Genomic DNA, 13,592 nt, shown 5'->3' with positions numbered 1-13,592 from the left:
GCATGGGGCATTGGATAAAATATCACTCAGCACTTAGAAGCTACTCAATCCCAGAAAAAAGAGTTTCCCAGTCAATCACAGGTGGTCTTTGTCCTTGGTTGACTATTTCAAAAATTTTCCTAGAGCTACTTGGCTGAAAAAGGCATTCTACACAAGCGTTTGCCACATCAATCCGGCTGGCATCACCCGAAAGTGTATCCCCAGTGCCTATAACCACACCGTATTTACCCCCAGTTTTTGCCTTCAGGAGGGTATTGAGGTCGTATGAGGTATAGGGCCCGTCAATGAGGCGTCCTGGGCGGATAATGGTGTAGGGTAATCCTGAATTAATAATGGACTCTTCGCCTTTTTGTTTGGCATCCAACACGCCAAAACCATTAAGAATACTAAAAGGAAACTGATTTTTACGGAGAATTCCACAAGAAGAGACGAAAACGAATCGCTTCAAATTCTGGGGTGCTGCTGCTATTAGATTGCTCACACCTTGAGCATCAATTTTTGCCGGACTATTCTTTGCTTTTGCTTCACTAGATTTGGGATTAAGGAAAATAATTCCCCATTCAATCAAGTTTGGGGGTTGGTCAAACTCCCATCGCGCAGAGGGAAAGGCAGTAGTTCCAGTACAATTTATGATGTGGGTAACACCTGACATTGCAGCTGGCAGTGTAGCTGGTTGGCGGATATCGCCAACGGCAATCTCCACTCTTTGGTTAAACATCTCTTCAGCTTTTGCGGCATTGCGTGTCAAGACACGAACTTTCAAGCCCTTCTCCAGCAACTTGCCTACCACCAGTTGCCCTACTCCACCAGTGGCACCAGCAACTAGTACCAAATCTTCAACTGAAGTTTCAAAAGAAGTCATAAAAGTGCCTCTGAGATAGTCTATTGTTAATCTACTAAAAAAATGCGATCGCCTACCAAGATTAAAAATTTTGCTGATGGCTGTTGACTCTGTAGCTTAAAGGCTGACAACTGGGAATTTTAAGATTGGGGCGAATTCCCCAAAACTAAATCAGCACAGTAGCCAGCGCTTGAGGTTTTGAGGAAGGAATGAAAATTAGTCAAAAATTAATTTCGAGTATTCTAGGAATGGCTATTCTCTCAGGAACTATTGGTGCAATTAGTGCCAATCAGCAAATGAACATAGCTAAGTATCTTGCTCAACAAGAGGCTGAAGAAGTTGCTGGACTACTCGGATATTTCATAAGTCATGAGCTTGAATCTCAGAAGATGCGATCGCCAGATCAAATGCTAGGTCAGTTGCAAGAGAATGTTCAAGCACTACACAAGCAACGTCAGCGCGATTTGGAGATTGTAGATCGCAACAAAATCATTTTGGCAGATGTAGTTCCAGAAGACATCGGTACGCGATTAGATCGCGATCGCAATAATGAAGTTGGTAAAACTATTCAAGATGGGATACCAAGAACCTATATTGAGGCTAGTCCTCAATACCCAAATGGAATTCAATTGATTGCTGTTGCTTTTAAGACTAGCAACGGTGAAACAATGGGTGCAGTAATTTTGGAATACACACCAATTTATAAAGCAGCACTAGCAACAGCCCATAAAAACATTGTTGTCACGTCAGTTATCAGTTTTGGATGTGGCATATTTGCATTAGCAGCAGGTTATCTGCTTTCCCTAAGGATTTCCAAACCGATTAAACAACTCCAGCAAGCTGTGATGAATCTGGCTGAAGGGAAAGTGGATACCAGAGTTAATATTCGCTCTCCCAATGAGATTGGGGAGTTAGCTACCTCGTTCAACAAAATGGCAGACGATCTCCAATATTCTAGAGATGAGTTGGTCAATGCTAACGAACAATTACAATACAAAATTACCGAGCGCCTACAGGCAGAAGCCGAACTTCAGGCAGCTCTTAAAGACCTGAAAAAAACCCAAATGCAATTAATTCAATCGGAAAAAATGTCAAGTCTTGGTCAACTAGTGGCAGGAGTTGCTCATGAAATCAACAATCCAGTTAGTTTCATCTATGGCAATCTCCAGTACACTGATGATTACACTCAACAAATACTGCTATTAATTAAGCTTTATCAGAAATATTACCCCAACCCAGAGCCAGAAATTCAAAATGCTAACCAAGAAGCCGATATTGAATATCTAACAGAAGATTTGCCTAAGATGTTAACTTCAATGAAAATGGGGGCTAAACGCATCCGGGAAATTGTTCTCAGCCTCCGAATTTTCTCTCGTTTGGATGAAGCTGAGTTCAAAACGGCTGATCTGCATGAAGGAATCGACAGTACTCTGTTAATTTTACAACACCGACTCAAGGCACAAAATAATCACCCTGAGATTAAAGTGGTGAAAGAATATGGCGAAATCCCTTAAATCCAGTGCTTTGCAGGGCAAATGAATCAGGTATTTATGAACCTTTTAGCAAATGCAATCGATGCTATAGAAGATTGTTTTCAAAAAGAACTTTGTTCAAATCCCTTGATTCACATTTCGTCTGAACAGGTAGATGACAATGCGATCATTCGGATTGCTGATAATGGAGTAGGAATTCCAGAAGAAATCCAGTCGCGTTTATTTGATCCTTTTTTCACGACGAAAGCAATTGGTAGGGGGACTGGTATGGGTTTATCAATAAGTTACCAGATAATTACTGAGAAGCATGGTGGATCTTTGCAATGCATTTCATCTCCGGGGGCAGGTGCAGAGTTTATAATTACAATGCCGATTCGAGTAGCAAAATCAGTATAATTATCAATTCGCGATCGCCACGCCTAAGTAAGTCGGCACAATAAAACCAAACTATGTGAATAAAAATTAACTAGGCTAAAACTCTCTTGCCTCCTGCCTTATCTCAACGATAAATTTTCCCACCCACCTACTTATCGCTAAAAGTTCAGTGCCAATTGTTTTTTTGCCCCTAAGTGTGTAGGCGTAGCCCGTCGTAGACATCGCAGTTAGAGGGGAATTGCCCCTGAATTGTTCGGTTCTACCACTGTCACCAGTATACAAATAGCTATAACCTCTTAAATAGTAGTGAAATGTCTAACCTAAACGCTGTTAGTCGCTCTTGAATTAAGGGGTGAAAGCCTGTGTACCAATGTATATTGCCAAGCCTGAGCGAAATCTTGGCTGAAAATCAATCAAGTGTGGCAGAATGTTCACCTGCTAAAGCAGAGCAGCAGTGGCGTATCAGCCTCGCAGCGACAGAACATTTGCTATTAAATACTTTAGCAGACCCTTCAGTTGACACAACCCAAGGATTAGTTTTAGCTGCACCAGCACCCTTATTTAGTCAACCAAAATTGACTCAAAGTTTACAAACAGTAACTTTTACAGCAAAACCATTTAACCCCTTGGCGCTGATGCCATTTCAGATGCCAGGTGCGATTGCGTCTGTAAATGAAGACATTGCTCCCCATGAATCAGTACTTCCTTTACTGCCTGCCGATCCTTTAGGCGCAGAACAGTTTTGCTTAGTTTTTACAGATAAATTTAGATTAGTGCTAGTTTTAGCAACCCAGAAAAACGGTAAAAAAACCTTTTCATTTTCTTTTGAGCCAGAGATAGTGCAACAGGCTTGGCGATCGCTAGGGGCACGGGTAATGCTGGCTAATCCAGAATTTTTTGCCCGCTTGGACGCATTAGTAGAACAGTATTCTCCGGTAGCACCAGACTACCGTATGATGATTCACTTTAGCCAGTTATTGCTTCAGGAATTAACAGAACCAGAAGAGACTAGCGACTCTTTACTAGCAACTGAGGAAGAAGCAAGAGAGCAAGGGAGCAGAGGAGCGGGGGAGCAGGGGAGAAAAGTTATCCCTCAATGCCCAATGCCCAATACCCATTACCTCTTATCCCCAGAGGAGGCCCCACCTTCCCCAAATCCTGATGTAGAATTGCTCCAAGCCTTCGCTCACGAAGTCCGCACACCTTTAACAACTATTCGCACTATGACTCGTCTGCTGTTAAAGCGGCGAGACTTAGATGCTAGTGCGATCAATCGTTTAAAAATTATCGATCACGAGTGTACCGAGCAAATTGACCGCATGGAATTGCTGTTTAAGGCCGCAGAACTAGAAACTACTGCCTCAGCAAAATCGTCAAAAACTCAACTCACGCCGATGTCTTTAGATCAAGTGTTGCAGCAGAGCATTCCCCGTTGGGAACAAGCAGCGCATCGGCGGAACTTAACTTTAAATGTTGTTTTACCCCAGCAACTACCGACAGTGGTAAGTAATCCCACCATGCTGGATCAGGTTCTTACTGGTTTGATGGAAAATTTTACTCGCAGCTTACCTGCTGGCAGCCATATTCAAGTACAAGTTATCCCAGCTGGAGATCAACTCAAGTTACAATTATCGCCGCAATTGAGGTGCAAAGATTCAAATAAAGCCACCATACCTGCAACGCCACCAATTCGCAAAGCTCTAGGTCAACTGCTGATGTTCCAACCAGAAACAGGTACGATTAGTTTGAATATCGCTGCAACCAAGCATTTGTTTCAGGCGATCGGTGGCAAACTAATTGTGCGCCAGCGTCCACACTATGGGGAAGTGATGACGATTTTCCTGCCTTTAGAAGTTAGTAATAAACAGAAACCGACAGTCAAGAATTAGAATATAGCAATCCTAAATGAGATTGTGAAAATTTTTGTTATGGTCGTCCTTGGTCATTTGTCCTTTGTCATTTGTGACTACAACGGACAAATGACTAATGACATGAAACAAAGTACTTTTCCACGCATCTAACAAATATTTCCACACCCATTGCCAAGGCGGTTTCGTCAAAATCAAATCGGGGATGATGATGGGGATATGCTAAGTCTTTCGCGGGGTTAGCAGAACCTAGAAAGAAATAACAACCAGGAACCTCTTCTAAGAAAAATGACATATCTTCAGCAGCCATAGTTTGGCATTCTGGCACAATCCCCACAGGAGTTTCTACAACTTCTTCTGCTACAGATCGTACTAGTTCTGCTATTTTTATATCATTAATTACTGGGGGATAAAGTGACCAATATTCTAAATCATAATTTGCACCATAACTCTGACAAATTCCAGCAATAATTTGCTCGACACGCTGGTTAAAAAAGCCTTTCAAACTAGGATTAAAATACCTGACAGTAGCACTCATTCTTGCTGTATCAGCAATTACATTACGCTTAGTTCCAGCGTGAAGTTCTCCCACTGTCACTACTGCTGAATCAATGGGATTAACATTCCGAGCGACAATAGTTTGCAAAGCATTTACTATTTGGGCAGCAACAACAACGGAATCAACAGTTTGATGAGGTAGTGCGCCGTGTCCACCTTTGCCCAAAATTGTGCAGTTAAAGCACTCCACAGCTGCCATCAACGCCCCAGCCCGCACACCCACTGTTCCTAAAGGCAAATTATTCCACAAGTGCAAACCAATAATCGCGTCAACATCTGGATTTTTCAGAACTCCAGCTTCAATCATCGGCTTTGCGCCTCCTGGTGACTCTTCCGCTGGCTGAAAGATAATTTTCACGATACCGGAGAAGTCTTGACGATTCTGCTGGAGATAATAAGCTGTACCTAAAGCGATCGCTGTATGTCCATCATGTCCACAAGCGTGCATCACTCCATCATGCTGCGATTTGTACGGGACTTCGTTGAGTTCTTGGATTGGCAAAGCATCCATATCCGCGCGAATCGCTAAAACTTGGGGAGTGGTAAGTCGGGAGTCGGGAGTAAGAAGTTTGTTGCCTTTGATGGTGGCAACAATGCCAGTGTGGGCAATGCCAGTTTGATGCTCAATTCCCCATTCTTGCAGCTTTTGTGATACAAATTCAGCAGTCAGTTTTTCTTGAAAACCCAACTCTGGTTGTTGATGCAATCGCCGCCGCCACTCTACTAACTGCGGTTGCAATGAGCGGATCGAAAGTCGGATGCGAGATAGATCGACAGAAGAAGGATTGGGAAAGGTGGAAATCATTATGAAGACAAACTAGTTTAAGTACAGTTAATACCAATTTGAAAAAAGAATGCAACACATATATAGATAAGACCTTTTCCCAACCTTTTCCAATGCCTTGGAAAAGGTGCGCGTTAGCGTATCATATCGCAAACATTTTTTGAATTGGTATAACTTAGATTCTTTTCCCAGTTTAACGTGACTTGAACGAGTCTTTATTGACACTCTACTCAGCACTGAGTCGGTCAAAAAGTTTCTAGTTAATAGCTGTTAATTTTCTCTCTAGGTCAAATAAAAAGCCGTGGATATACTCTTCAGTCCATTCCGCACCATAGAAGCGTTTAAACATCCCTCGCGCTGGATCTTTTTCAGCCCGATATCGCAGGTATCGCAGTTGGGCTTGCTCAATGGCTACTAAATTTTGGGAATCTGTTACAGGTTCTGCTTGCTCCACGAAATCTAGATAAGCTTTCAAATAATCTTTGAAAGCGGCAAACACCTGAGTTTCTACGACAGCTGTTTCTTGGGGACGAGTCCACAGAAAAGCGGGAGAGAAAAATGGCTGTGCTTCTTCGGGAAAATCTCCTCCCCAAGACAGATGTTGTTGGTGGGCGTGGAAAATCGGCAGAATTGGTTCAGTATATTTTGCCTGATATGCTTGATCGTCCCGAAATAGGGGCTGCATATCCAAAGCAATTAGATGTCCTCCTGGCAATGTCACCAAATCTGCCCCAAAAAAGGGTAAATCGTAGTTTAGGCGCGGAAATATCACAAAATTCAGCACTTGCAGCGAATTGCCACCCTGTACGTGAGCTGCCCGAATTTGCCGCAATTTTAAAGTTTGAAAGGCATAACTGGTGGTGACAACCTCTTCCTGGTTCTTTCCTTTGCCCACAACAGCACTCTTGGACTCAAACCCAGTGGGGATAGTATAGGGCTGTAAATCTAAGCGCGATCGCATATAGGCGATCGCGTAATCGAGAAATGGCTGATAGAGTGTCACGTCGCTTTGCTCCGAATTCAAAATTCACGCATTCAAAATTTAAAAACTTCTGCCCCCTGCTTCCTGCTTTCTGCCTCCTGCCGATTATCTTTTGCTGCCACTAACTGCTAGGGGAACAGCATCTTCAAATAAGAATTCATGGAGAAAGTGCTCTGCCCATTCATGACCAAAGTAACTGCTAAACAAACCAGATGCTGGATCACGGTCTGCACTATATTGGTCATAGTCTTTTTGGGCTTTGACAATCCGCTGGATATCTTCAGGGTCTTGGAGCGGTTTGGCATCTGCTAACATTTGCCAATACAAGTTTAAATAATCCTGAAAAGCTTCAAAGACTCGCGTTGCCACTGTTTCAGGGTCAGTTTTGGCAAACAATAGGTATTTAGAAAAATACTGGTTGGCATCATAAAACTTCATTTCTAAGTTTTGTGCCAAATCCGGGTATTTATCATGAAGGGATTTTAGCGGAACTATATATTTTTTTTGATAATCTTCATCTTGAAATAAAGGTTGAAAGTCAAGCACAATCAGGTTTTTGACTTTTCCAAAGGATAAAAAATCAATCCCTAACAAAGGTAAATCATAGTGATGACTGGGATAAATCACGCTGTTAAATATTTGAGCGCTTTCCCCAGCATCAATGTAGGTATAGCGAATTTTTCGCAACTCTTGACATTGGTGACACCAACTGCGAATAGTTGCTGGGTTTCTGCCGCGATCGCTAACTTTGAATTCCAAACCAGGGGGAATGACCCTACTTTGTAAATCAAACCGCTGAAATAGCTCTTTTTCTAAAAATTCCAGGAAAGGCTTATACATGGAGCATGATTTATTAACCCTTGCATGAAAATAAGTGATGGCAATCATGCACGTCTCATTTATTAGAAACAAAGCAACATTCCTTAATGGGGCATGGGGGATTGGGCATTGGGCATTAGTTATTCTCCCTCATCTCCCCACTCCCGACTAACGCCTAGCATGATTGCGACCGATCATTTGCTCCAAGACTTCTTGGGAAACACAGCGACGCTCGGAACAATAAGTCATCAAGTTGATTCCGTTCATCATTCGCACGGTACTGACTCTGACACGAAAATCATCCGTAACAAACCAACAACGTTCCTGACCTTGATTATTGTCATAGTTAGTATCAATCGTCAGCACTCCATCATCAGCAAACCGATATCGGCTCACAACCGGAATGCTCTCAACATAGCCTTGGTTGCGAATCAGTTTTCCAGAACGCCTCGTTTCGTCGGGAACATCAACCAAAATCGCAGCATTATCGGTATTCGGTAGCCTGGTATCTAGGTTAGCCTGCCATGCAAAGCTAGCACCGCTTGTTGCTTTACTAGGATCTATTCCTTGGGCTTTACAAACTTCTTGGACTTTCGGATCGTCCTTTTCTATAACTTTTATAATCAAATTCGACTCCCCCGACTCATCCGCCGCCGAGTCAAAATGATGAACGGCGCGTTCCGTAAACCATGTACCCTCACTTTTACCGAAGAAGTCGATCATTGTCAAAGGCGGTATTATATGCATCTGTTTTGAAACCTCGTTTTATCAAATTTTGGCTTTATTAATACTGAGTGATCAGATGAAGTCCCGATTTAGCTAAAGTGTAGAATAACTCCAAAAGTGATATTTTAATCAGCTGATGACAAATAGTGAAATTCAACTTATTACAAGTGTTCGCCCCAGTCTAACTCCAGAAATCTTAACAGCCCTCAAAAAAGGAATCCCTGTGGATTCGGTAGATTTGTACCAATTCAATCTAAGGGAAGTCGATTTACGACAAGCTAACTTGAGTAAAGCCAAGCTACTAGGAGCCGACCTCAGTGAGGTAGCATTAAGTAATGTCGATTTGAGTGGGGCTGATTTACGAGGCGCTAATCTGCGAGGAGCCGATTTGAGTGGGGCTAATTTACAGGGAGCCTATTTAAACCGTGCTGATCTCCAACAAGCAAATCTCAGTGGTGCAAATTTGGAGGCAGCCAAACTCCAAGTAGCGCGTTATGATTCACAAACGAGATGGCCCGAAAAATATAACTACAAAGCTTCTGGAGCGGTAGGGCCGGGTGCTAATCTCAATGGTGCTTTTCTCAATACAGCTTCTTTACGAGATGCAGATTTACAAGGTGCTAATCTGCGTGGAGCTTACCTAAGTGGTGCTGACTTAACAGGAGCCAATTTGCAAGGTGCTTATTTGAGCGGCGCTGATTTGACAAAAGCTTATTTGACAGGGGCTTGCTTGCGAAATGCTCGATTGACAGGAGCCGATTTGCGGGATACAGACCTACGAGCAACCGATCTCAGTGATGCAGAGATGGAGAATCTTCTAAGTATCGCTGGGGCAGATTTTACTCTTGCTCAAGGACTCACAGAAGCAACTAAAGCCATGCTTTCCAGCCGTCCACATTCAGAACTCGACGTTTGGAACGCCTATACCCGCACAACAACTCGTGAAAGTTTGAGTGCTTGACCGTGCCAATTTTAGATTTTAGACTTCGGCTACGCTCAGTCGAACGATTTTAGATGCAAGCCGCGCTCCTTGTGGGCGAAATAAATCCAAAATCCCATTTGCGCTAACAACGCACTAAAGGTGCGACCCCAAATCCAAAATTGTTTGACCAATTGTTCTGTAGTGAGTTTACAACGGCTGCCAGTTCTTTTTTTGGAGCGCTAAAAATGTCGCGTACCCTTCGGAAAAACTGGGCGGATCGGGCAGGACATATTGTGGAAATTCTTTATACGATCGCCAAGGTTCCGAAGCATTATGCCGCAAATGCAAGGCACATTCTGAGGAACCTGGTAGTCGCCAAGTCATTTGACCCGTTTGGATATCAGTCACAAATGCTTCCTCATCTAGAAAAAGTTGATCTTTTATTCCATATTTTGGTAAATTACCGGATAATTTGGTAAAATTTAAGGTAAAATCAAATATTTACTCTTTCTCTGATAAGTTTTATCAAAAAGAACTTAGAAGCCAGAATTCAGCATAAATTCTGTGCGATTATATTTAGATGAACATTGATTTCAAACCTAGCTCCTCATGGGAGAAACAAAGTTTAAAATTTCTTTCTTATTAAAACTTTATCCATTTATGGGTAGACTATTCTGAATTCTGACTCCTGACTCCTTTTTATTATTTTGAACAAACCCACGCTGCTATTGTGGCAACAGGTCTTCTAAAGCAGCTCCGACAACTCGGTGATCCTCATCCTGTCTGAGTTGGTTCAGGGCTGCTTTGGCTTCTGGTTTGTCAAATCGTTTGAGAGCATAGCTAACTCGCACGCGCATCCGCCAAGATTCATCATTCACCAACGTTAGTAGTTGGGATAATGCCGCAGCATGTTGGTTAGAATTAGCCAGTAAGCCAAGTGCATCAACAGAAGATTCCCGAACTGTGAAATCCTCATCTTTTAAACCCTGAACGCATATATCAAATAGTTCTTCAGGGCAATCCATTTCAGCGATCGCAGCCAAAATGCTCCGCCTAACTAGCCAGTGGTCATCCTGATAATATGCTAAAACTAGATGAGAAACTGCGACTCTGCCAAATAGCGATAAAGAATTTGCCGCCTCAGCCCGCACGTTGGGAGTATCATCAAATTTCATAATTTGCATCAAAGCCGCAAAAGATTCCGCCGATTGTTGATTACCCAAACCCCTAGCCACAAAAGAACGCACCAAAAATTCTGAGTCATGAAGTTTACTGGTAAGCAGAGGAACTGCAACTTCTGATTCATAATCTTTGAGGGCAGCGATCGCCTTCAAACGATAGTGAAAATCTGGGTTCTTCAGTTCAGTTTGGATTTTATGGATTTCCATAAGTGCATTTAGTACAGCTATTCTTTACTTTATTTTACAGATGTCACCAAATGGCGATCGCATTCTAAGAAAATTGAATCTAAGGGGATTGGGCATTGGGGATTAGTTATCCTCCTTGTCCCATTGTTTCCCTTGTCTCCCTTGTCCCCTGCTCCCTCCCAATCCCCTATCCCCCAAATCAATGACTCAATTAAGCGAAACCGTTAAAGAATTAATCGCCAAAGCTAGAATTGTCAGCTTTGCTGAGTGGGAACAGTCCCATCCAAAAGCAGCGATCGAAATATTTCAAGCTGCGGATGATGCTTTTCGGTATCTGAGCGACGAAGATTTATTGCAGATTATAAGCTTGTCACCGGATAATTCAGCCTTGATTCCTGTTGCTGTGTTATTACGCGATCGCGCAGCCGAAATCGTTGATGAATCTAGGGAACAAGTTTTGGCAACTTATCCCGAAATTATCCAGCCTGGAGGTGGTCTTTATCCACCTGAACGCGCCCAAGCTTGCTGGCGAGATTTTTGGCATTTTCTTCGCTGTATTACCTATGGCATCGCAGGTGGCCACACTGAGTATACCAGTTCGACAGGACTGTACTATATGAACTTACTTTATCAGGAATTACAAGTTCCAATCGAAGCGATGATCTTAGGCTTAAAAAGTATAAAGGTTGCTAGTTTAAACCAGTGTCAAGCCAATCAGCAAGAAACTCTTGCTCCCTATTTTGATCATTTAATCAGCCGACTGGCTACTTTCCAAATTCAGTAGTCCTAAGTAAAAAGTTCTGAATCTAAGTGTCTAGTTTAGCTGAGGACTTGGTTGAGTGAATGGTGCTGTGGGCAAAAAGGTGGCTAGACTATAGCGCATCTCGTTTGGATGCAATATACGACGAGACACGGTAGGGGCACAGATGTATTTGACGCAAGAAAGCTTAAGTAAGTGACAATGCATTGGCATTGTAAGACGACACAATCGCATTGTAAGCCGATGCAATGGCATTGTAAGACGACACAATCGCATTGTAAAATGATGCATTGGCATTGCAGGTCGATACAATCGCATTGTAAGCCGATGCATTGGCATTGTAAGACGACGCAATCGTATTGTAAGGCGATGCATTGGCATTGCAAGCTAGATTGGCAAAGAGAGGTTAACAGCGTCCTTATATCAAGCCCATCAATAAATTGATGGGCTTATTCTGCAACCTTTTTTTGACAGCTATTATCACTCCTTGACTCAACACGATTAATACTCTTGCTCAAGCGAATATCCCCTTACCATCGCTTGTACCCCAATCACCAATCAGATACTAAAAAAAAGCTGAAATTTCTCTAAAGTATTATTTCACTTAACAAATTTTAATAAATATGGCTTTGGCATCGTATCAGAATGTATATCAGAATGTATATCAGAATGTATAAGGGTATAACGATGCAAAAACTTAAATCGACTAATAAGGATTTAAAGTCTCTATGGTTTTTCCTTTGTCAAATGATGTAAAGTTTTTTAACATCTGCTGAATATCCTTCTCATAAAATTTAGTTGTTAACTGGGAGATAGTTTGAATGGCTTTTGGACCAGCATCACGATTAGGGGTCGCTCTGTTTGAAGACAGCGATCCCATTGATCTGTGGCCAAATCGCTCTAATGAGGATGTTGAAACCGTAATTAGAACTGTCTACAAGCAAGTTCTAGGTAACGCTTATGTAATGGAGAGTGAGCGGCTTTCCGTTGCTGAATCCCAACTCAAACGGGGTGAAATTAGCGTTCGCGGGTTTGTGCGTCAAGCCGGGAAGTCGGAACTTTACCGTTCGCGGTTTTTTGATAGCACCCCTCGCTATCGGGCGATTGAATTAAATTTTAGACATTTCCTTGGTCGTGCGCCATTGGATTTAGAAGAAACGCGTACACACAGAACTATTCTGGATACAAAGGGCTTTGAGGGTGAGATTGATTCTTATCTAGACAGCGACGAATATCAAGAAACTTTTGGGGAAAGCATTGTCCCTTATATTCGGGGCTACAAAACCGAAGCTATCCAGAGTTTGGTTCAGTTTACCCACTTATTCCAACTGGTACGTGGTTCCTCTAGCAGCAGCCTCAAAGGTGACTTAGCTGGTAAACAACCAAAATTAAACAGTCTGCTAATTCAAAGCACGCCTACCCCTGTGGTTTCACCAGCCAGCAAGGGTGCTGCATTCCGCAACCCAACATCTACTCCTCGTACTCGTCAAGGTGTAGGATCTGGTGATGATGGTAAGGTCTACCGGATTGAAGTCACTGGCTACAAGGCAAATGTGGTAAATAACATTTCCAAATATCGCCGTAGTAACCAAGTCTTTTTCGTACCATATAATAAGCTTTCACAAGAGTATCAGCGGATTCACCAACAGGGCGGTACGATCGCCAGTATTACCCCTGTAAACTAAAGAATAGAAATTGGGGATTAGAGATTAGGGATTGAAAAATAATTTCCCCTGTACTTAGTCTCTAGTCTTTAATCCCCAGTGTCGCTCGTTCTGGGATTTATGCAAAGCTACACGCGCTCAAAGGCAATACCTTGCGGCAAGCCACTTTTGTGCAAGACGCTTTGCGTAGCTTGCCTCGATCTAGGAGTATGCGCCTAGATCAACTGCCCTTACCTAAAAATCATTCTTTTCGGCTATTGTTTCCGTAAATCCCGATCGCTCAAAAGTTAGCCAAAGCGATCGCTAATCTAGGGTTTGACCAATTCCGCCGTTGGTTGTGATATCCGAAGACATTTAACACACTTTTACAAACTAAAGTTTTACAAAAGCTAGTCAGTAGCAAAAATAACTGACAACTGATAGGCAATTCTAC

The 13,592-nt window shown here is 42.6% G+C and carries 13 protein-coding genes; 6 read left to right on the top strand and 7 right to left on the bottom strand.

Translation table 11 applies throughout. The features are described from left to right. Positions 1-40: 40 nt before the first annotated feature. A complete protein-coding gene (locus ACFE93_RS20775; protein ID WP_375475778.1) occupies positions 41-862 on the bottom strand; it encodes an SDR family oxidoreductase in 822 nt (273 codons plus the stop codon). 188 nt (positions 863-1,050) lie between these two features. Between ACFE93_RS20775 and ACFE93_RS20770 the strand changes: the two genes are divergently transcribed. The 3 genes from ACFE93_RS20770 to ACFE93_RS20760 all read left to right on the top strand — a co-directional run bounded on the left by ACFE93_RS20770 (position 1,051) and on the right by ACFE93_RS20760 (position 4,598). After that, entirely contained in the window at positions 1,051-2,355 is a 1,305-nt protein-coding gene (locus tag ACFE93_RS20770; RefSeq protein ID WP_375475776.1) for a HAMP domain-containing protein, read from the top strand. A gap of 21 nt (positions 2,356-2,376) precedes the next feature. Next, positions 2,377-2,730, top strand: a complete 354-nt coding sequence (locus ACFE93_RS20765; protein WP_375475774.1) for a sensor histidine kinase — start codon at positions 2,377-2,379, stop codon at positions 2,728-2,730. Positions 2,731-3,071: 341 nt separating this feature from the next. Continuing rightward, positions 3,072-4,598, top strand: coding sequence for a sensor histidine kinase (locus ACFE93_RS20760; protein ID WP_375475772.1), 1,527 nt, complete (start codon positions 3,072-3,074; stop codon positions 4,596-4,598). A gap of 94 nt (positions 4,599-4,692) precedes the next feature. On the opposite strand, the gene ACFE93_RS20755 is transcribed toward ACFE93_RS20760, so the two are convergent. The 4 genes from ACFE93_RS20755 to ACFE93_RS20740 form a co-directional block, all read right to left on the bottom strand. Continuing rightward, positions 4,693-5,940, bottom strand: a complete 1,248-nt coding sequence (locus tag ACFE93_RS20755) for a M20 family metallopeptidase (RefSeq protein ID WP_375475770.1) — start codon at positions 5,938-5,940, stop codon at positions 4,693-4,695. Positions 5,941-6,175: 235 nt separating this feature from the next. After that, a complete protein-coding gene (locus ACFE93_RS20750; protein ID WP_375475768.1) occupies positions 6,176-6,922 on the bottom strand; it encodes a phycoerythrobilin:ferredoxin oxidoreductase in 747 nt (248 codons plus the stop codon). A gap of 84 nt (positions 6,923-7,006) precedes the next feature. Continuing rightward, positions 7,007-7,741, bottom strand: a complete 735-nt coding sequence (locus ACFE93_RS20745; RefSeq protein WP_375475766.1) for a 15,16-dihydrobiliverdin:ferredoxin oxidoreductase — start codon at positions 7,739-7,741, stop codon at positions 7,007-7,009. A 147-nt stretch (positions 7,742-7,888) separates the two neighbouring features. Then, complete coding sequence (locus ACFE93_RS20740; RefSeq protein ID WP_375475764.1) at positions 7,889-8,467, bottom strand: phycobiliprotein lyase; 579 nt, start codon at positions 8,465-8,467, stop codon at positions 7,889-7,891. Between the two features lie 115 nt (positions 8,468-8,582). Here ACFE93_RS20740 and ACFE93_RS20735 point away from each other — a divergent pair, with 115 nt between their 5' ends. Beyond that, positions 8,583-9,407 carry a pentapeptide repeat-containing protein gene (locus ACFE93_RS20735; protein ID WP_375475762.1) on the top strand — a complete coding sequence of 275 codons (825 nt, stop codon included), beginning with the start codon at positions 8,583-8,585 and terminating at the stop codon, positions 9,405-9,407. Between the two features lie 168 nt (positions 9,408-9,575). On the opposite strand, the gene ACFE93_RS20730 is transcribed toward ACFE93_RS20735, so the two are convergent. Continuing rightward, positions 9,576-9,776, bottom strand: coding sequence for a hypothetical protein (locus ACFE93_RS20730; protein ID WP_375475760.1), 201 nt, complete (start codon positions 9,774-9,776; stop codon positions 9,576-9,578). Between the two features lie 317 nt (positions 9,777-10,093). Next, entirely contained in the window at positions 10,094-10,756 is a 663-nt protein-coding gene (locus ACFE93_RS20725; RefSeq protein ID WP_375475758.1) for a HEAT repeat domain-containing protein, read from the bottom strand. A gap of 181 nt (positions 10,757-10,937) precedes the next feature. Here ACFE93_RS20725 and ACFE93_RS20720 point away from each other — a divergent pair, with 181 nt between their 5' ends. Together ACFE93_RS20720 and ACFE93_RS20715 are read left to right on the top strand one after the other, a co-directional pair. Next, positions 10,938-11,519, top strand: a complete 582-nt coding sequence (locus tag ACFE93_RS20720) for a phycobilisome protein (RefSeq protein ID WP_375475756.1) — start codon at positions 10,938-10,940, stop codon at positions 11,517-11,519. A gap of 797 nt (positions 11,520-12,316) precedes the next feature. Beyond that, positions 12,317-13,180 (top strand): phycobilisome rod-core linker polypeptide, encoded by an 864-nt coding sequence (locus ACFE93_RS20715; RefSeq protein WP_375475754.1) that lies wholly within the window; start codon positions 12,317-12,319, stop codon positions 13,178-13,180. Positions 13,181-13,592: the final 412 nt, after the last annotated feature.

It is taken from the genome of uncultured Nostoc sp., from assembly GCF_964247315.1.
Classification (GTDB): Bacteria; Cyanobacteriota; Cyanobacteriia; order Cyanobacteriales; family Nostocaceae; genus Nostoc.
The sequence above is the reverse complement of the archived record's forward strand: the minus strand, read 5'-3'. Positions and strand labels throughout refer to the sequence as shown.

What these genes read in the sequence shown, in the direction of transcription:
- ACFE93_RS20745 (WP_375475766.1), bottom strand. Translation starts at nt 7,741, where the DNA reads ATGTATAAGCCTTTCCTGGAATTTTTAGAAAAAGAGCTATTTCAGCGG.
- ACFE93_RS20735 (WP_375475762.1), top strand. Translation starts at nt 8,583, where the DNA reads ATGACAAATAGTGAAATTCAACTTATTACAAGTGTTCGCCCCAGTCTA.
- ACFE93_RS20755 (WP_375475770.1), bottom strand. Translation starts at nt 5,940, where the DNA reads ATGATTTCCACCTTTCCCAATCCTTCTTCTGTCGATCTATCTCGCATC.
- ACFE93_RS20770 (WP_375475776.1), top strand. Translation starts at nt 1,051, where the DNA reads ATGAAAATTAGTCAAAAATTAATTTCGAGTATTCTAGGAATGGCTATT.
- ACFE93_RS20720 (WP_375475756.1), top strand. Translation starts at nt 10,938, where the DNA reads ATGACTCAATTAAGCGAAACCGTTAAAGAATTAATCGCCAAAGCTAGA.
- ACFE93_RS20725 (WP_375475758.1), bottom strand. Translation starts at nt 10,756, where the DNA reads ATGGAAATCCATAAAATCCAAACTGAACTGAAGAACCCAGATTTTCAC.
- ACFE93_RS20740 (WP_375475764.1), bottom strand. Translation starts at nt 8,467, where the DNA reads ATGCATATAATACCGCCTTTGACAATGATCGACTTCTTCGGTAAAAGT.
- ACFE93_RS20715 (WP_375475754.1), top strand. Translation starts at nt 12,317, where the DNA reads ATGGCTTTTGGACCAGCATCACGATTAGGGGTCGCTCTGTTTGAAGAC.
- ACFE93_RS20775 (WP_375475778.1), bottom strand. Translation starts at nt 862, where the DNA reads ATGACTTCTTTTGAAACTTCAGTTGAAGATTTGGTACTAGTTGCTGGT.
- ACFE93_RS20765 (WP_375475774.1), top strand. Translation starts at nt 2,377, where the DNA reads ATGAATCAGGTATTTATGAACCTTTTAGCAAATGCAATCGATGCTATA.